This is a genomic window from Streptomyces sp. NPDC006235, assembly GCF_040613735.1.
In the GTDB taxonomy this organism is placed as follows: Bacteria; Actinomycetota; Actinomycetes; order Streptomycetales; family Streptomycetaceae; genus Streptomyces.
The window spans coordinates 399512-416970 of sequence record NZ_JBEXSR010000001.1; the positions used below are offsets into that span (position 1 = coordinate 399512).

The window sequence follows — 17459 nt, forward strand, 5'->3', positions numbered from 1 at the left end:
CCGGCCCGGAATGGATGCCGCGCCCCCCAGGTTTTAGCCTGGGGGGCGCGGCTTTCTGCCATGTGTGCACGCCGCCCCGTGATGGACACAGGAACGAGGCACCAGATGACCGACCCCGTGATGCTGGACGGCGAGGGCCAGATCGGCGAGTTCGACGAGAAGCGGGCCGAGAACGCCGTACGGGAGCTGCTGATCGCGGTCGGCGAGGACCCTGACCGGGAGGGGCTTCGGGAGACGCCGGCGCGGGTGGCGCGGGCGTACAGGGAGATCTTCGCGGGGCTGTGGCAGAAGCCGGAGGACGTGCTGACGACGACGTTCGACATCGGGCACGACGAGATGGTCCTCGTGAAAGACATTGAGGTGTACTCGACATGTGAACACCATCTGGTGCCGTTCCGAGGCGTCGCCCATGTGGGGTACATCCCCGCCCACAGCGGAAAGATCACAGGGCTGTCCAAGCTGGCCCGGCTCGTGGACGTCTACGCCCGGCGCCCGCAGGTGCAGGAACGACTCACCACGCAGATCGCGGACTCGCTGATGGAGATCCTGGAGCCGCGCGGTGTCATCGTGGTCGTGGAGTGCGAGCACATGTGCATGTCGATGCGCGGGATACGCAAGCCTGGCGCGAAGACACTGACGTCGGCCGTGCGGGGGCAGCTGCGGGACGCGGCGACGCGGAACGAGGCGATGAGCCTCATCATGGCGAACTGACGCCGGACGTCACACGGTCGGGGCCGCGCCCGTGCCCTCGTGTTCGTCGTCGTCCGGGAGCTTGCAGACGCGTTCCAGGAAGATGGCCGCCGCTATGACGCCGATGCCCGCGAGGACGGAGAAGCCGGCGTAGATGGCCTGGTCGCGGCGGGCGGGGATGTCGAGGGACTCCAGCAGGAAGACGCCGGTGCCGCCGTACATGCCGGCGACGAGGGCGGCGACCAGGGCGCTGGCCTGGCCGAAGACGACCGCGCGGGCCGCCATCATGGGGTCGACGCCCTTGGCGTCGGGCTGCCGCTCGCGCTGGGCCCTCAGCCGGGCGCGCAGCGAGAGCGCCGTGGCGAGCAGCACCACGGCGATCAGTGCCAGGACGATGGGGGCGGCCAGGGGGACGCTGGGGAGCGTGCCGATCGAGTTCCACAGGCGGGCGCCCGCCCAGGACAGGACCCCGGCCACGACGAAGACGCCGACCAGCACCCTGATGCGCAGCTCTTTCACAGTGTCCCTTCGGTTCCCCGGCTCGGGCCCGGTGTGTACAGCCGTCTCGACCTTAACGGCTACTCGGGCAGCCGGAGTTCCAGGTCCGCGCGCGGCGCCACGCCCTCGCGGGTGACGGAGTCCAGCAGACCGGCGACCGGACCGCGGCCGGGCAGCTGCGCCTCGGGGTCCAGGTCGTGCCAGGGGGCCAGGACGAAGGCGCGCTCGTGGGCGCGGGGGTGGGGGAGGGTGAGCTGCGGGTCGTCGGAGACGACATCGGCGTAGGACACGATGTCGACGTCCAGGGTGCGCGGGCCCCAGCGCTCGTCCCGGACGCGGTGGAAGGCCTCCTCGACCGCGTGCGCGCGCTCCAGGAGCGAGGAAGGCGGGAGGGTGGTCTTGAGGACCACGACCGCGTTGAAGTAAGCGGGCTGGCTGCCGGGGTCCACGCCCCAGGGCTCGGTCTCGTAGACCGGGGAGACGGCCTTGATGCGGACGCCGGGGGTGTCCTCCAGGGCGTCGATGGCTCCCTGGAGGGTCTCCAGGCGGTTGCCGAGGTTGGAGCCGAGGGCGACCACGGCCCGTTTGGGGTTGCTGAGCGTGGTGTCGGCGGCGTCGACCTTCTCGACGACGGAGGCGGGCACCGGCTGTACGGTCGGGTCGCTGGGACCCTTGAGGAAGGGCGCGGTCATACTCGGCTCCGGGTGATCGTGACGGTCACGTCGTCGAAGGGGACGGTGATCGGGGCGTCCGGCTTGTGGACGCAGACCTCGACCTGCCGCACCCCGTCGTGCTTCAGACATACCTGGGCGATGCGCTCGGCGAGCGTCTCGATGAGGTTGACGGGCTCGCCCTGGACGACGGCCACGACCTCCTCGGCCACGATGCCGTAGTGCACGGTCTTCGCCAGGTCGTCGTCGGCCGCGGCCGGGCGGGTGTCCAGGCCGAGGACGAGGTCCACGATGAAGGTCTGGCCCTCCTCGCGTTCCCTCGGGAACACCCCGTGGTGCCCGCGGGCCTTCAGGCCGCGCAGCGCGACACGATCCACGCGAATCACTCCTGCAATCGTCGGTGCCGGCCGGTCCGTGCCGTGTGCGGGCGGCACACCGGCCTCAGTCGAATCTACCTGCGAGCCCGGGCGGGGCCGGGCCTCGGGGGCGTGGGCCCGGACGGGACCCGGCAGGATTCACCCGGCGTTTTCCCTGGGGAACCCGGCGGCTCACGGGTTGGTAGCCGCCCATACCCGCGGGTCCGTGATTCCAACCACTTCCTGGCACGTACCCACTCACGCGGGGGGTTCGTCCTGCTCGTCCTCGTCGTTTTCGGCCAGAACGGGGGAAGCGTGGTGCGACCAGAGTTTCCACCCCGCGGGCGTGCGCCGGAACACGTTCGTGGCGACCACGAGCTGTCCGACGAGCGGGCCGAGCTCCTCGTCCTCGCCCTGGGGGGCGGGGCCGCCGCTGAGGATGTTCTCCGTGCAGGTCACCAGGGCGGTGTCGCCGGTGACGGAGACGTGCACGTCGGTCAGGAAGAACTGGATGTAGTCGGTGTTGGCCATGATCAGCGCGTACGACCGGAGGACCTCGCCGCGTCCGGTGAGCACGGGCCAGCCGGGGTGCACGCAGGAGACCACGCCGCTGTCGGCCGGGTCGTGGTACGTCTCGTCGACGCCCAGGTCGGAGGGGGTCAGCCAGAGCGACGCCAGTTCTTCGAAGTCGCCCTGTTCCAGTGCCTCGTAGAAGGCGGTGTTGGCGGCCTCGACCTGCTCGACGTCGGTGTGCGGGGCGCTCACCGGGTTCCTTCTGCGCCGGTGCGTGCCGCTGTGATGGCGCGGGCGACGCGTACGGCGTCCGCGGTGGCGCGTACCTCATGCACGCGGACCGCCCATGCGCCGGCGTGCGCCGCGAGCGCGGAGACGGCGGCGGTGGCGGCGTCGCGTTCGCGGGCGGGCGGTGGCGGGCCGTCCGGGCCGGCCAGGACCCGGCCGAGGAAGCGTTTGCGGGAGGCGGCGACGAGCAGCGGATGGCCGAGGGCGAGGACCCGGTCGAGGCCCGCGAGGAGCGCGAGGTCGTGCTCGGCGTCCTTGGAGAAGCCGAGCCCCGGATCGACGACGACGCGGTCGGGGGCGATGCCGCCCGCCAGGACGGCCTCCACGCGCGCGTGGAGTTCGTCGACGACCTCGGTGACGACGTCGGCGTACTCGCCGCGCACGTTGCCGCCCTGGAGGAAGCCGCGCCAGTGCATGACGACGAACGGGGCGCCGGCGTCGGCGACGGCCGGGATCATGCGGGGGTCGGCGAGGCCGCCGCTGACGTCGTTGACGAGGGCGGCGCCCGCCGCGAGGGCCCGTTCGGCGACACAGGCGCGCATGGTGTCGACCGAGACGGTGACGCCCTCGGAGGCCAGGCCGCGGACGACGGGGACGACGCGGCGGAGTTCCTCGGCCTCGTCCACCCGGGTGGCGCCGGGGCGGGTCGACTCGCCGCCGACGTCGACCAGGTCCGCGCCCTCGGTGACGAGGTCGAGGCCGTGTTTGACGGCGGCCGTCGTGTCGAAGAAGCGGCCGCCGTCGGAGAAGGAATCGGGGGTGACGTTCACGACTCCCATGACCGCGCAGCGGTCCCATTCCGGTAGGCCCGCCACGCGCCCGCGTCCGCTCTGGTTGCTCATATGTTCAGCGTAGGCCCAGGGGACGGCCGTCAGGCGCTGCGGCCCGGCTCTGTCCGGACAGGTCACGCCGCTCTGACGCTCCGTTCCGTCGTCGTGCCGTGGGCGCAGGGGCGGCGGCCGGCCGGGCGACGGCGGCGCAGGAAGTGCGGCAGCGGCAGCGCCAGGTTGACGAAGCCCTCGGCCTGCATGGCGGCGAAGCCGATGCGGGGCAGGTCCGCGGAGGCCCGGTAGACGACGAAGCGGGGCTCCCAGCGCGGCTGGAACTTCGCGTTGAACTTGTACAGCGACTCGATCTGGAACCAGCGGGAGAGGAAGACGAGCAGTCCGCGCCAGGCGCGCAGCACCGGGCCGGCGCCGATCTTCTCGCCGCGGGCCAGCGCCGAGCGGAACATGGCGAAGTTGAGGGAGACGCGGGCGATGCCGAGCTTCGGGGCTGCCTGGAGGGCGGCCACGATGAGCAGTTCGTTCATGCCGGGGTCGGCCGAGCGGTCGCGGCGCATGAGGTCGAGGGAGGCACCGTCGGTGCCCCAGGGCACGAAGTGCAGGATCGCCTTCAGGTCGCCGTAGGCGCCGGGGCGGTCGTCCTGTTTGTGGGCGGTGGCGATGAGGCAGTCGCCGTCGGCGGGGTCGCCGACGCGGCCCAGGGCCATGGAGAAGCCGCGCTCGGTGTCGGTGCCGCGCCAGTCGTCCGCGGCGCGCCGGATGCGCTCCAGCTCGGCCTCGCCGACGTCACGGACACGTCGTACCCGGGTCTCGTAACCGGCGCGCTCGATGCGTTTGACCATCTGGCGCACGTTGCGCATCGCGCGGCCGGCGAGGGAGAAATCCGCGACGTCCACCACCGCCTCGTCGCCCAGTTCGAGGGCGTCGAGCCCGGTCTCGCGGGTCCACACCTCGCCGCCGGTCTCGGAGCAGCCCATCACGGCCGGTGTCCAGGAGTGGGCCTTGGCCTCGTCCATGAACCGTTCGATGGCGCCGGGCCAGGCCTCGACGTCGCCGATCGGGTCGCCGCTGGCGAGCATCACGCCGGAGACCACGCGGTACGTCACCGCCGCCTTGCCGCTGGGGGAGAAGACGACGGCCTTGTCGCGGCGCAGCGCGAAGTGGCCGAGGGAGTCGCGGCGCCCGTGCTTCTCCAGCAGGGCGCGCAGCTTGGCCTCGTCCTCCTCGGTGAGGTGTGCGGCCGGGTGTTCGGGGCGGAAGGCCAGGTAGATGGTGGTGACGGCGGTGAGCAGGCCGAGGGCGCCGAGCGAGAAGGCGACGGTCCAGGAGGTGTTGCCCTGGTAGTCGACCGGGCCCTCGAAGCCGAACAGGCCGTAGATGACGTGGGTGATGCGGTCGGCCAGGCTGGGGTCGCCGACCATGCGCTCGGTGTGGACGCTGACGATGAGCAGGCCCAGCAGGAGCGAACCGGCGCTCATCAGGACGAAGTTGGCCAGGGCCCGCCAGCGGCTGCGCGGGTCGGGCAGGGCGTCGAACTGGTCGCGGTGGCGCAGCAGGGGGGCCAGCAGGGCCAGGGAGATCAGCACGCCCACGATCGAGTGCCGGTAGGTGAACTGCGCGACGGCACCGGCCGGCAGCAGGGCCACGGCCGCCCGCCAGGCCCGGCGCTTGCCGCGCTTGAGGCCGTGGGCGAGCAGCAGCAACAGCACGCCGGTGCTGAGGGACAGGGCGGCCGCGAACGGGCCGAGCGCGCCGGGCAGCACCTCGGCGATGGCGTGCATACGGCTGTGCCGGAAGCGCGGGAAGACGCCCGCGGCGATGTCCAGGGCGCCCACCAGGGCGCAGGCTCTGCCGACCAGGAGGGGGACGGCCTCGGGGCGTGGGCCGCGCAGCAGGTGGCGTACACGGCTCATCCGGCCGGTTCCCGCCGTGGCGTTGCCACGACTCGGAACCTCGCCCGACATTTCCTCATCTGTCCTGACAGACATCGCATCCCGTAGTTCTGCGAGAGACCTTGGATCCGGTGCCGATTCGGGCATCCGGCGACATTGCGCCCTCTAGGACGGTGTCCAGGGGGAAGAGGTTCACTCCCGTCGTCAAAGCCGTTTCAAAGGCAAAGGAAAGTCTGGGACAAGCCCGCGCGAAGGTGTGAGCGCGCGGGGCGGCCCCGGACGGGAAGCGCGGACAGGTAACCATCGATGGGTCTGGGTCTGACGAGCAACAAAGTGCTGGTGCTGGCGGTGCTGTCCGCCGTGCTGCTGTTCGCCGGCACGGTCTGGCTGTGGCCACGCCTGGCCCGGCGGAGCCTGCGGGCCGTGAGCGGGCGGGTCGGCCTGCTGTTCGCCACGCAGGTGGCGCTGTTCGCCGCGGTGGGGCTGGCCGCCAACCAGTCCTTCGGTTTCTACGCGAGCTGGGCGGACCTGTTCGGGCAGGAGAAGGACCAGGGCGTGGTCGTCGACCACACGCCGGACGGCAGCCCGTTGCGGGTGGTCGACTCGCGCCGGGTGCCGGGCGCGGCCGGGGTGAGCGCCCGGGCGGGCGGCCGGATCCAGCAGATCGACATCGTGGGCCATGCGACGCACATCGCCACGCCCGCGTACGTCTATCTGCCGCCGGAGTACTTCCAGCCGCGGTACCGCACTCGTACGTTCCCCGCGGCCGTCGTGCTGACCGGTTATCCGGGCACGGCGTCGGCGCTGGTGGAGAAGCTCCACTACCCGCGCACGGCACTGGAACTGACCCGGGCGGGCCGGATGCGGCCGATGATCCTCGTGATGCTGCGGCCGACGGTGGCGCCGCCCCGGGACACGGAGTGCGTGGACGTCCCAGGCGGTCCGCAGACCGAGTCGTTCTTCGCCAGGGATCTGCCCGACGCGTTGCGTACGCACTACCGGGTCACCGAAAAGCCGGGCGGCCTCGGCATCATCGGCAACTCGACGGGCGGCTACTGCGCCTTGAAGATCGCCATGCACCATCCCGGTGTGTATGGCGCCGGGGCGGGTTTGTCCGCGTACTACAAGGCGCCGATCGACGCCACCACGGGTGATCTCTTCCAGGGCGACAAGGGGCTCCGCAATCGCGCCGACCTGTGGTGGTACCTCAAGCACAGGCCCGCTCCCGATACTTCACTGCTCGTCACCAGCAGCAGGTCCGGCGAGTCCAACTACAAGGACACGCTGCGGTTCATAGAGCGGGTGGAGGCCACCGGGCGGACGCGGATCTCGTCGATCATCCTGGAGAGCGGCGGGCACAACTTCAACACCTGGCGGCGCGAGATTCCGGCGACGCTGGAGTGGATCGGCGAGCGGCTGAACGGCCGCTGAAAACGATCTTGGGAATGGAAAGAAGGGCCGATTCCACTTCTTCCCGGGTAACGATGCCGTGTGAACGCTTCGCATCGCTTTGTTTTTGCGGGGTGGCTCACCAAGATTCGCCTACGCGCGGTAAGTTTCTGGCCATGCCACGTGGACGTCACCGCCATTCCCCGCCCTTGCATAGGCTGCTGCCCCCGTCGGCGATCGCAGGCGTCTCCCTCGTCTGCGCCCTGGGGCCCTGGGTGTTCACGGAGCCGACGGTGCTCCGTGGTCTGGCCGCGGCCGCCGCGGCGACGGCGGTCGTCGGCGCGGTCGTGCTCCGCCGCTGGGACATCCAGGCGGGCAAACGCGTCGCCGACCTCACGCGCGCGCGGGCGAGCGACGAGTGGCGCTTCGAGGAGCGGGTCGCCGAACTGGAGGCCGACCTCGAGGAGTCCCGCGAGCTGCGCGCCAAGCTGGAGCAGCGGCTGCGCGCCAAGCGCACCGAACTGGCCGGGCTGCGCAACGAGCACGCCTCTCTGCTGCGCCGGTACGCCACAGCCGAGACCGAGCGGGCGAGCGTCCTGGAGGAACGCCGCGTGCTCGAGATCGAGGCGACGGCTCCGGTACGGGCCGCGCTGCCCGCGGGGGCGGTCCAGGCGGCGGACGCTCCGGCGGAGGGGGACGAGGCGGCCGGCACCACCGCGGCCGAGGGCCTCACCGTCGACGAGCAGACGGCGATTCCCGCCGTGTTCTCGCCGGAGGGCTCCCGGCTGTTCCTGCGGGCCGCGGCGGCGCTCGCCCGGCTCGACAGCGACTCCGCCCCGGACCCGGACGGGGGCGGCGACGGCGACGGCACGCCGAAGGGCGACGACGCGGAGCCCGCGGGGGACGACCGGAAGGACGACCAGCGGGAGCAGGCGGAGGAGGCCGAGGAGGACCAGCCGCAGGGGCAGTCCGAGGCGGTCGCCGGGCACGAGCGGGCGACCGCCGGCACCTCCGCGGCGGCCGGCACTTCCACGGCCCCCGGGACCGAGGCCGAGCGCCCCGTGCAGCCTGCCTCCTCGGGGCACTACACCGTGCCGACCGCGGTGGCCGTGGCACCGCAGACGCCGGTGCGGCGCCCCCTGTCCGAAGGCGGGTTCGACTTCTTCGGTACCAAGCAGGAGACGTCACGGGCGGCCCTGGAGGCCGTGCAGAACGAGGACTTGGCCGATGTCGTCGGCCAGGAGGCCCTCGCGCTGCACAAGGCCGAGGCGGAGGCCGGGTACAAGCCCGCGGACGAGGAGTCGCGCGGGATCGGCCAGGTCATCGACCTGACGGCGCATGACGAGACGGAGCAGATCGATGTGCAGGGGCTGCGGAGCGCGGTTTCCTGACACAGCACTTCAGGTTCCTGACATGACGGGGAAGGGCCCCCGGCTACGGCCGGGGGCCCTTCCCCGTCATGTCACGCCATCCAGCGGTCCGGCCGCGCGTCCCTGCGTCCCGTCCGTGACCGCTCCGCCTGTGCCGCCAGCAGCTCGCGTGCCTCGGTCGCGTCCCGCAGCCGTGCGCTCACCGTCTTGTTCGCGCCCGTGTCCACGCACACGTCGGCCACGCCCCTGGCCCGCTCCCACGGCCCCTGCGTCATCCGTACGCTCTGCACCTTCGCGTGCGGTACCAGCGCGAGGCTGCGCCGCAGCAGCCCGGACCGCGCCGCGAACACCGCGTCCGTGACGGCGAGTCCGTACCCGCGCCACCACACCGGCACGCACCACCGGGCCCGGCGCGGCGACGGCGACAGGGCCGCCTGCTCCGGCACGGTCACCCCGGGCAGCACGCGCGCGACGACCACCTCCGCGATCTCGCGCGGGGCGACCGGCACCAGCACCGAGTTGGAGGACCCCGCCACGTCCAGCTCCACGCGCACCCAGCCGCGCCGCCGCCACAGCAGCGGCTCCACGATCCGCACGGTCTGCACCCGCCCCGGCGGCACCGTCTCATGGGCCCGGTCCAGCAGGCCGTGGTCGATGCGCAGCCCGTCGGGCGACTCGGCCACCGTCCAGTCGTACTCGCCGACGAACCGCCCCACGCTGCTCGCGCCCGCGGCGCCCAGCAGCGGAAGGGCGACGGCCAGGACGGTCCACACGCTCTCCGTGGCCAGCCACAGCACCGGCGGCACGACGAGCGCCGCGGCAAGCGACCCCCACGTCGCCCCGCTCAGCAGCAGCGACACGGCCAGGACGCCGGGCGGCACCCGCAGCATCTGCCGGGACGGGGCCTCCCCGACCTCGTGCGCGGTCTCCGGCGCGAATCCCGCCGCCCGGGCGAGCAGTTCGGCCCGCAGCGCACGCGCCTCGTCCGCGCCCAGGAAGGCCAGCTCGTCCTTCTTGTCGGTGCCTATGACGTCGAGTTTGAGCTTGGCGACGCCCGCGACCCGCGCGAGCAGCGGCTGGGTGACGTCGATGGCCTGGATCCGCTCCAGCCTGATGTGCGCGGTGCGGCGGAAGAAGAGGCCCGTGCGGATGCGCAGTTCGGTCTCGGTCACCGCGAAGTGCGTGAACCACCAGGAGCAGAAGCCGTACAGGGCCGCGGCCGGGACGAGCACGGCGAGGCCGATGAGGAGCGTGGTCGTGGTCAGCCGGGTCAGATGGCGCTGCGCCCCGTCCGGGTCGTGCACGGCCCAGCCGATGAGGACGGCGACGGGGGCCCAGGCCCGCCTCAGCGGCGTGACGGGGTGCAGCCGCCGCTCGACGATCCCGTTCCCGGCCTCGGCGGGCTCGGCGGCCTCAGCGGCGTCGGGCGCTGTCACAGCCCCGCCGATCGGGCCTCGCCCAGCTCGGTGAGCCGGTCGCGCAGCCGTTCGGCCTCGGCCGGGTCCAGGCCCGGGATGGTCGCGTCGGTCGCCGCGGCGGCCGTGTGCAGCTGCACGCTGGCCAGCCCGAAGTGCCGCTCCACGGGCCCGGAGGTGACCTCGACCAGCTGCATCCGCCCGTACGGCACGACCGTCTCCTCGCGCCACAGCACACCGCGGCTGATCAGCAGGTCATCGGCGCGCTCAGCGTACCGCCAGGAGCGCCAGTTGCGGCCGACCATCACCCAGCCCCAGGTCATCAGCGCGAGGGGCGGCAGGGCGAAGGCGGCCCAGGCGGGCCCGGCCAGCAGGCCCGGCACCAGCCCGGCGGCCATGCTGATCAGCCCCAGCCACACCACCAGCAGCAACCGCCGCATCTTCAGCAGCCCGGGCGGCAGCGCGATCCACACGGGCCCGTCTTCGACGGCTTTCGCCACGCCCTGCGCTTCCGTGGCGCTCGGTGTCCCCGCCGCGCCCTCTGTCCCCGTCGGCCCCGTGTCCCGCGGGCTCCCCGTCTCCATGAGGCCAGCGTACGTAGGAGAGACTGTCTCCATGACTCCTACGACGGAGACCATGGTCGGAATCGGCGGCGCCGCGGAGAGCACCGACATGGTGCTCAACATCGGGCCGCAGCACCCTTCCACGCACGGCGTGCTGCGGCTGAAGCTCGTGCTGGACGGCGAGCGCATCACGCACGCGGAGCCCGTGATCGGCTATATGCACCGCGGCGCGGAGAAACTGTTCGAGGCGCGCGACTACCGCCAGATCATCATGCTCGCCAACCGCCACGACTGGCTGTCGGCCTTCTCCAACGAGCTGGGCGTGGTCCTCGCCGTGGAGCGGATGCTCGGCATGGAGGTCCCCGAGCGCGCGGTGTGGCTGCGTACGCTGCTCGCCGAGCTGAACCGAGTGCTCAACCACCTGATGTTCCTCGGCTCGTACCCGCTGGAGCTCGGCGGGATCACCCCGATCTTCTACGCCTTCCGGGAGCGCGAGGAGCTCCAGCACGTCATGGAGGAGGTCTCCGGCGGGCGGATGCACTACATGTTCAACCGCGTGGGCGGCCTCAAGGAGGATCTGCCGGCCGGCTGGACCACGCGCGCGCGTGCCGCCGTCGCCGACGTCCGTTCCCGGATGGACCGGTTCGACGACCTGGTGCTCGGCAACGAGATCTTCCGGGGCCGCACCCGCGGCGTGGGCACGCTCTCGCCGGAGGCCGTGCACGCGTACGGGGTGAGCGGGCCGATCGGCCGGGCCTCGGGCGTCGACTTCGACCTGCGCCGGGACGAGCCGTACCTCGCCTACGGGGAGCTGGGCGACGTCCTGAAGGTGGTGACCCGGCAGGAGGGCGACTGTCTCGCCCGCTTCGAGTGCCTCCTGGAGCAGACGCACAACGCGCTGGACCTGGCCGACGCCTGCCTCGACCGGCTCGCCGAACTGCCGCCCGGGCCGGTCAACCAGCGGCTCCCCAAGGTCCTGAAGGCGCCCGAGGGCCACACGTACGCCTGGACCGAGAACCCGCTCGGCATCAACGGCTACTACTTGGTCAGCAAGGGCGACAAGACCCCGTACCGGCTGAAGCTGCGCTCCGCCTCGTACAACAACATCCAGGTGCTGACGGAGCTGCTGCCGGGGACGCTGGTCGCGGACATGGTGGCGATCCTGGGGTCGATGTTCTTCGTCGTGGGCGACATCGACAAGTAGCCGTCACGCGGCGAGCATGTCCCCGATCCCGACCGGCTGCACCAGCCACCCGAAGTCGCCGAGGCCCCCCGCCGCGGTGAGCTCGGCGGCCTCTCCGGCGCTCGCGAGGGCGCGTACGTAGGCGGCGGGGTCGGTGGACGCCAGCATGAGCGGGGGGCGTGCGCCGGTCACGCCGAGGGCGCGCAGTGCCTCGCGCTGCGGGAGCAGCCGCCCGCCGGGCAGCGCGCACGCGTCGAGTGCCACATGGGCCGTGATGTCGCAGGAGCCGTCCGGCACGGCCGCCGTCTCGCGACCCTCCCGGAAGCCGGTGAGCGTGCCGAACGGCGGCCGCGTGTCCGCCGTGTGCGCGTAGTCCACGGCGACCGCGAGCCCCCGGTCGAGCGTGCCGACCGCCGAGGCCCAGGCCTCGTCCCTGGGCAGGCCGATCTCGGCCCGCAGCCCCGGCTCGCCGGGCAGCGGCCACCAGCGCGCCAGCCACCGTGCCTGCGCCCCGTCGACCGGCTCCCCGAGCCGTTCGGCCCCGTCGTCCCGGACCAGCACCAGCCGGGCCACGCCCGCGGGGTCCACCTCGGCGACCTCCACCGGTACGTTGTCCAGCCACTCGTTGGCGAACAGCAGCCCGGTCACGCCCTGCGGCGGCTCGGCCCGCCACTCGATCCGGTGATCCAGGCCCGTGGGCCGCCCGGCGACTTCGACGGCGTACGCGCGCGTGCGAGCCGCGACGTCGGCCGGGAGTGCGGCGAGCACCCCGGCGGCCAGCTCGCCCCGTCCGGCCGCCATGTCGACGAAGTCCAGCGTCGCGGGCCGTCCCAGCGCCTCGTCGACCCGGCACATCAGCTCCGCCACGGCCCCTGCGAACAGCGGCGACGCGTGCACGGACGTACGGAAGTGCCCGGCCGGCCCCTCGGCCCGGCGGTAGAAGCCGCCCGGCCCGTACAGGGCCTCCTGAGCCGCCGCACGCCACCCGCGCCACCGGGGCCCCTCCGGTCCCTCGCCCCTCGTCACTGCTGTCACGGGGCCAGGCTATGCGGACACAACGAACGCAACTCCACCTTGCGGAGTACACGCGCCCGGTGCGGATCGGCCCTCCGGTTGACCCCTGCACCTATCCCGCTTCCCTACGCTGGGTTACGTGCAGCGCCTCTATGACTTCCTCCGCAGGCACCCGATGTGGGTCGACGGCTCGTGGGCCGTGGTCCTCCTCGGGATTTCCGTGGTCGGCGGAGCGGCGGGCGAATTCGGCCCCCCGGCCGTCGCCGTTCCGCTCGCGCTGCTGCTGTGCCTGGTGGTCGCGCTGCGCCGCCGCATGCCGGAGAAGATGCTGCTGCTCGCGACCGCGGTCGGTGTGGCCCAGCTGATCACCGATGTGGAGATGGGCCCCCACGACTTCGCCATGCTGGTGATCGTCTACACGGTCGCCGCGGAGGGCGCGCGCTGGGCCTCCCGCTTCGCGCTGGTCGCCGGCCTGTGCGCGGCCCCCGTGGCCCACCTGCGCTGGCCGAACGACCAGACGAGTACCGCCACCGGCATCGCCGCGGCGGTCTTCATGACCGTGCCCTTCGCCCTCGCCTGGGTGCTCGGCGACTCCATCCGCACCCGCCGCGCCTACTTCGCGCAGTTGGAGGAGCGGGCCGCCCGCCTGGAGAGGGAGCGCGAGGCACAGTCCAAGGTCGCCGTCGCCGCCGAACGCGCCCGCATCGCCCGCGAGTTGCACGACGTCGTCGCGCACAACGTCTCGGTGATGGTGGTGCAGGCCGACGGCGCCGCCTACGTCCTCGACGCCGCCCCCGACCAGGCGAAGAAGGCCCTGGAGACCATCTCCTCCACCGGCCGTCAGGCCCTCGCCGAGATGCGCCGCCTGCTCGGCGTGCTGCGCACCGGGGAGCACGAGGAGGGCGGCGAGTACGTGCCGCAGCCCGACGTCCAGCAGATCGAGGACCTCGTCGAGCAGTGCCGCGGGCACGGACTGCCCGTCGACTTCAAGGTCGAGGGCACCCCCCGCCCGCTGCCCAGCGGCGTCGAGCTGACCGCCTACCGCATCGTGCAGGAGGCGCTCACCAACACCCGCAAGCACGGCGGGCCCAACGCGGGCGCGAGCGTGCGCCTGGTCTACTTCGACGACGGCCTCGGCCTGCTCGTCGAGGACGACGGCAAGGGCGCCCCGCACGAGCTGTACGAGGAGGGCGGGTTCGACGGCCAGGGCCACGGCCTGATCGGCATGCGGGAACGGGTCGGCATGGTCGGCGGCACCCTGGACGCCGGCCCGCGCCCGGGCGGAGGATTCCGCATCAGTGCCCTGCTGCCGCTCAAACCCGCCGGCTGACCTCGGCACACGCCCCTCGCTGACACCTGTAACGCTCCCACCTGCAACGCTCCGACCTGTAACAGAGACTGGAAGAGGCTCCGATGACGATCCGCGTGATGCTCGTCGACGACCAGGTGCTGCTGCGCACCGGGTTCCGGATGGTGCTCGCCGCCCAGCCGGACATGGAGGTCGTGGCGGAGGCGGGCGACGGTGTCGAGGCCCTCCAGGTGCTGCGCTCGACCGACGTCGACGTGGTGCTGATGGACGTGCGCATGCCGAAGCTGGACGGGGTGGAGGCGACCCGCCGGATCTGCTCGGACACCGACCCGCCGAAGGTGCTCATCCTGACCACGTTCGACCTCGACGAGTACGCCTTCTCCGGGCTGAAGGCGGGCGCCTCCGGCTTCATGCTCAAGGACGTCCCGCCGGGGGAGCTCCTCGCCGCGATCCGCTCCGTGCACAGCGGGGACGCGGTCGTCGCGCCCTCCACCACCCGGCGGCTCCTGGACCGCTTCGCGCCGATGCTGCCGAGCACCGCGAAGGAGCCCCAGCACCAGGAGCTGGAGCGGCTCACCGGACGCGAGCGCGAGGTCATGGTGCTGGTCGCGCAGGGCCTGTCCAACGGCGAGATCGCGGCCCGGCTGGTGCTGTCCGAGGCGACCGTGAAGACGCACGTGGGCCGCATCCTGACCAAGCTGGGCCTCAGGGACCGGGTGCAGGTGGTGGTGCTCGCCTACGAGACGGGGCTGGTGCGGGCCGGCGGGCACGCCTGAGCCGTCCGCCAGGGGGCTGCTACCTGAGGATCCCCTCCAGGAACTCGCTGCCGAGCCGGGCCACCACCGTCACGTCCAGCTGGTGCAGGACGTAGCGCCCGCGGCGGCGGGTGGTGATCAGGCCCGCCTTCTTCAGCACGGCCAGATGCCGGGATATCTCCGGGGCCGTCATGCCGTGCGCCTGCGCCAGCTCACCGGTGGTGTACGCGGTGCGGGCCAGATTGCGGCAGATGCGCATGCGCACGGGGTGGGACAGGGCGGTCATGCGCAGGGCCAGCTGCTCCAGCGTGGGCGGGGCGGCGATCTCCGGGGAGCCGACCGGGTAGTGCAGCACCGGCTGCCAGCCGTACCGGTGCAGGACCGCCAGATGGGGCCAGCCCAGACTCGTCGGGACGAGCAGCAGGCCGCCGTCGCCCGTCGTCGTGCGGCCCTCGCCCAGCTTGTCGACCGCGATGTCGGCGGCGGCCTCGTCGAGCGTCAGAGCCGGGGACACCGCGGCGAGCGCCTCGGCCAGGCCCTTGTGCCTGAGCAGATCCGTCTTGTGGCGGGCGTCCGCGGCGAGCTGGTGGCGCAGCCGGGACCAGGCCTCCGCGAAGAACGCCTCGTCGCAGTCCTGCAGGAACTGCCGCAGCCAGGCCCGGATCCTGGGCGGGTCGGCCAGCAGCCGCTCGCTGAACCGCAGCTGCTGCGGCCCGCGCGCGGCGGCCAGGTCCAGCGACCGGCGGCGCAGCTCCGGGTCGGACAGCGCGGTGGGCCCGCACGAGCCGTACCCGACGGCACAGGTGAACTCCAGGGCCGCGTCCACGAACTGCTCGTCCGTCAGCTTGTCCAGCAGGTCCAGTTCCTCGGCGAGCGTGGCGCCCGGCAGCGTGCTGCGGCCCGGGATGCCGGCGAAGGGCATGAACAGGTCCGAGAACGTCGTCCGCCACAGGAAGTCGGCCTCGCACATCCGGTCGGCCAGATGCGGGTCGAGCCGGGCGGTCACGCCCGTCACCCAGCCCTGCAGGCCCGGGTGGTGTCCCGGCTCGGACAGCGCGTGCAGCGCCATGCCCAGCTCGGCCAGGGGCGAGGGCACGACGGCGACCTGTTCCGGCCGCAGCCCCGCGATGTCGATGTGCACGCTCATGACCTCATGGTGCACCCCGCCACCGACAACGCCCCGGTCGATTGACGGGCCTCGTCAATCGGCGCGACGCCTGCCTCGGCACGGGCGCACTGTGGGACCACCGGGGCAGCCGCGGAGCCTTCGGACCTCCATCACCCCGTCCCGCAGAGGCGATCCACCATGAGCATCACGCAGCAGTACCTCCTCGACAGCTACCGCGCCCACTCCCTCGGGGAGTCCGCCCGGCCCGCGCCGGGCACGCACGACTGGCAGGTCGTACGGGAGTGGCGCGACGAACGGCACTTCCGGGCGGTCCTCGCCGGGCGCCCGGCCCGGGAGCGGAAGCGGGTCCGGCACGCCCTGGGCCGGTGGCTGCCCTCACGGCGTCGCGCTACGGGCTGATCGGCCCGGGCAGCCGGGCGACGAAGTCGGTGACGGCCGTCTTCACGTCCTCGGCGCTCCACTCGAGACCGGCGGACCGCACCTGCACCTCCGTGCGGGCCAGGCCCGGGCCGCTCCGGTCCCAGGCGAAGGAGAACAGGATGGTGCCGGTCTCCTCGGCCGTCCGCACCGCCGCCTCCGAGAGGACGTCGGCGTCGTAGGGCAGCCACACCTGGAAGTCGTGGGTGTGCGGCACCTCCGGGTGCACGCGCGCCCACGGCACCCCGGCCGCCGCGAACCCCTCGCGCAGGGCGGCGGCCACCACGCGCGCGTGGGCGACGAACTCCGGCAGGCGGGGCAGTTGCCGCTCTAGCCCGGCCAGCGCCGACAGGGCCGCCGGGAACTGCTGGAAGACCAGGCCGCCGTAGCGGTGCCGCCAGGCCTTCGCCTCCTCCACGAGCTCCCCCGGCCCGGCGAGCGCCGCACCGCCGAAGCCCTCGAGGGACTTGTAGAACGACACGTAGACGCTGTCGGCCAGGCCCGCGATCTCCTCCAGGGGTCGGCCGAAGTGGACTGTGGACTCCCACAGCCGGGCCCCGTCGAAGTGCACCACCGCGTCCCGATCCCGGGCTGCCGCCACCACCTCGGTGAGCTCCTCCCAGGAGGGCAGCACGAAACCGGCGTCCCGCAAGGGGAGTTCCAGCATCAGCGCCCCGAAGGGCTCCTCGAAGTCGCGCACCTCGGCGGCGGTGGGCAGTCGCGGCTCGCCCGTCACGCGCACCGGCCGCAGGCCGCCGACCTCGCTGAACGCGTTGCGCTCGTGCACCTCGGGATGGCTGAGCGCGTGCAGGGCGACGGTCGGGTTGCCGGTGCGGCCCGCCCAGCAGCGCAGCGCCACCTGCTGCGCCATCGTGCCCGTCGGGAAGAACGCGGCGGCCTCGGTGCCGAGCAGCCCGGCGACCTTCGTCTCCAGTGCCTCGACGACGCCGTCGCCGTACACGTCGGACCGCTCGTCCAGGTCGTACAGGTCCTGCACCCCGTCCAGCTCCGCCAGCCGCTCCCGGAGCGTCTTGTGGAAGGCGAAGCGCGCGAAGACGCGCTGTGCGCCGCGGTGGGCGGCCAGGCGCCGCTCACGGAGCTGTGACCTGAGGTCCTCGTCCGAGGGTTTCCCGGTCGCCTGCTCGTCCTGTTCTGCCTGTCCTGCTTGTTCCGCCGTGTCACTCATGGTCCGGATCATCCCGCGCGCAGATGCGGGCGGGCA

18 protein-coding genes are annotated in these 17459 nt (G+C 72.6%); 7 read left to right on the forward strand and 11 right to left on the reverse strand.

Annotated features, from left to right (window positions below; all coding sequences use genetic code 11):
• The first annotated feature begins 105 nt into the window (after positions 1-105).
• Positions 106-711: a GTP cyclohydrolase I FolE gene (gene folE / locus ABZ192_RS01875; protein ID WP_356922553.1), complete on the forward strand. Its 606-nt coding sequence runs from the start codon at positions 106-108 to the stop codon at positions 709-711.
• A 9-nt stretch (positions 712-720) separates the two neighbouring features.
• Here the strand turns inward: folE and ABZ192_RS01880 are convergent, their stop codons facing one another.
• The 6 genes from ABZ192_RS01880 to ABZ192_RS01905 all read right to left on the reverse strand — a co-directional run bounded on the left by ABZ192_RS01880 (position 721) and on the right by ABZ192_RS01905 (position 5765).
• Positions 721-1209 (reverse strand): DUF3180 domain-containing protein, encoded by a 489-nt coding sequence (locus tag ABZ192_RS01880; protein WP_356922554.1) that lies wholly within the window; start codon positions 1207-1209, stop codon positions 721-723.
• Positions 1210-1268: 59 nt separating this feature from the next.
• A complete protein-coding gene (gene folK, locus ABZ192_RS01885) occupies positions 1269-1880 on the reverse strand; it encodes a 2-amino-4-hydroxy-6-hydroxymethyldihydropteridine diphosphokinase (protein WP_356922555.1) in 612 nt (203 codons plus the stop codon).
• Positions 1877-2236 (reverse strand): dihydroneopterin aldolase, encoded by a 360-nt coding sequence (gene folB / locus ABZ192_RS01890; RefSeq protein ID WP_010044305.1) that lies wholly within the window; start codon positions 2234-2236, stop codon positions 1877-1879. The genes folK and folB overlap by 4 nt, the downstream gene beginning before the upstream one ends.
• 237 nt (positions 2237-2473) lie before the next feature.
• Positions 2474-2980 (reverse strand): nuclear transport factor 2 family protein, encoded by a 507-nt coding sequence (locus ABZ192_RS01895; RefSeq protein ID WP_356922556.1) that lies wholly within the window; start codon positions 2978-2980, stop codon positions 2474-2476.
• Positions 2977-3858, reverse strand: coding sequence for a dihydropteroate synthase (gene folP / locus ABZ192_RS01900; RefSeq protein ID WP_356922557.1), 882 nt, complete (start codon positions 3856-3858; stop codon positions 2977-2979). Before folP ends, ABZ192_RS01895 begins: the two co-directional genes overlap by 4 nt.
• A 62-nt stretch (positions 3859-3920) precedes the next feature.
• Complete coding sequence (locus ABZ192_RS01905) at positions 3921-5765, reverse strand: phosphatidylglycerol lysyltransferase domain-containing protein (RefSeq protein WP_356922558.1); 1845 nt, start codon at positions 5763-5765, stop codon at positions 3921-3923.
• A gap of 240 nt (positions 5766-6005) precedes the next feature.
• On the opposite strand from ABZ192_RS01905, the gene ABZ192_RS01910 reads away from it, so the two are divergent.
• Both ABZ192_RS01910 and ABZ192_RS01915 read left to right on the forward strand, forming a co-directional pair.
• On the forward strand, positions 6006-7124 hold the full coding sequence (locus ABZ192_RS01910; protein ID WP_356922616.1) for an alpha/beta hydrolase-fold protein: 1119 nt from the start codon (positions 6006-6008) through the stop codon (positions 7122-7124).
• 134 nt (positions 7125-7258) lie between these two features.
• Positions 7259-8473: a hypothetical protein gene (locus ABZ192_RS01915; RefSeq protein WP_356922559.1), complete on the forward strand. Its 1215-nt coding sequence runs from the start codon at positions 7259-7261 to the stop codon at positions 8471-8473.
• 71 nt (positions 8474-8544) lie between these two features.
• Here the strand turns inward: ABZ192_RS01915 and ABZ192_RS01920 are convergent, their stop codons facing one another.
• Both ABZ192_RS01920 and ABZ192_RS01925 read right to left on the reverse strand, forming a co-directional pair.
• Positions 8545-9888: a PH domain-containing protein gene (locus ABZ192_RS01920; protein WP_356922560.1), complete on the reverse strand. Its 1344-nt coding sequence runs from the start codon at positions 9886-9888 to the stop codon at positions 8545-8547.
• A complete protein-coding gene (locus ABZ192_RS01925; RefSeq protein ID WP_356922561.1) occupies positions 9885-10451 on the reverse strand; it encodes a PH domain-containing protein in 567 nt (188 codons plus the stop codon). Before ABZ192_RS01925 ends, ABZ192_RS01920 begins: the two co-directional genes overlap by 4 nt.
• Before the next feature lie 31 nt (positions 10452-10482).
• Here ABZ192_RS01925 and ABZ192_RS01930 point away from each other — a divergent pair, with 31 nt between their 5' ends.
• Positions 10483-11634, forward strand: coding sequence for an NADH-quinone oxidoreductase subunit D (locus ABZ192_RS01930; RefSeq protein ID WP_356922562.1), 1152 nt, complete (start codon positions 10483-10485; stop codon positions 11632-11634).
• Positions 11635-11637: 3 nt separating this feature from the next.
• Here ABZ192_RS01930 and ABZ192_RS01935 read toward each other — a convergent pair whose 3' ends face one another.
• The gene (locus tag ABZ192_RS01935; protein WP_356922563.1) at positions 11638-12648 is read right to left on the reverse strand and encodes an SAM-dependent methyltransferase; all 1011 of its coding nucleotides are present in this window, start codon (positions 12646-12648) and stop codon (positions 11638-11640) included.
• Between the two features lie 118 nt (positions 12649-12766).
• Here ABZ192_RS01935 and ABZ192_RS01940 point away from each other — a divergent pair, with 118 nt between their 5' ends.
• Positions 12767-13957, forward strand: coding sequence for a sensor histidine kinase (locus tag ABZ192_RS01940; protein ID WP_356922564.1), 1191 nt, complete (start codon positions 12767-12769; stop codon positions 13955-13957).
• 83 nt (positions 13958-14040) lie between these two features.
• The gene (locus ABZ192_RS01945) at positions 14041-14712 is read left to right on the forward strand and encodes a response regulator transcription factor (protein ID WP_356922565.1); all 672 of its coding nucleotides are present in this window, start codon (positions 14041-14043) and stop codon (positions 14710-14712) included.
• 19 nt (positions 14713-14731) lie between these two features.
• On the opposite strand, the gene ABZ192_RS01950 is transcribed toward ABZ192_RS01945, so the two are convergent.
• Positions 14732-15838, reverse strand: coding sequence for a DUF5937 family protein (locus ABZ192_RS01950; RefSeq protein WP_356922566.1), 1107 nt, complete (start codon positions 15836-15838; stop codon positions 14732-14734).
• Between the two features lie 159 nt (positions 15839-15997).
• Between ABZ192_RS01950 and ABZ192_RS01955 the strand changes: the two genes are divergently transcribed.
• Positions 15998-16219, forward strand: a complete 222-nt coding sequence (locus ABZ192_RS01955) for a hypothetical protein (protein ID WP_356922567.1) — start codon at positions 15998-16000, stop codon at positions 16217-16219.
• Here the strand turns inward: ABZ192_RS01955 and ABZ192_RS01960 are convergent.
• The gene (locus ABZ192_RS01960; RefSeq protein ID WP_356922568.1) at positions 16209-17423 is read right to left on the reverse strand and encodes a beta-eliminating lyase-related protein; all 1215 of its coding nucleotides are present in this window, start codon (positions 17421-17423) and stop codon (positions 16209-16211) included. The genes ABZ192_RS01955 and ABZ192_RS01960 overlap by 11 nt on opposite strands.
• Between the last annotated feature and the right edge of the window lie 36 nt (positions 17424-17459).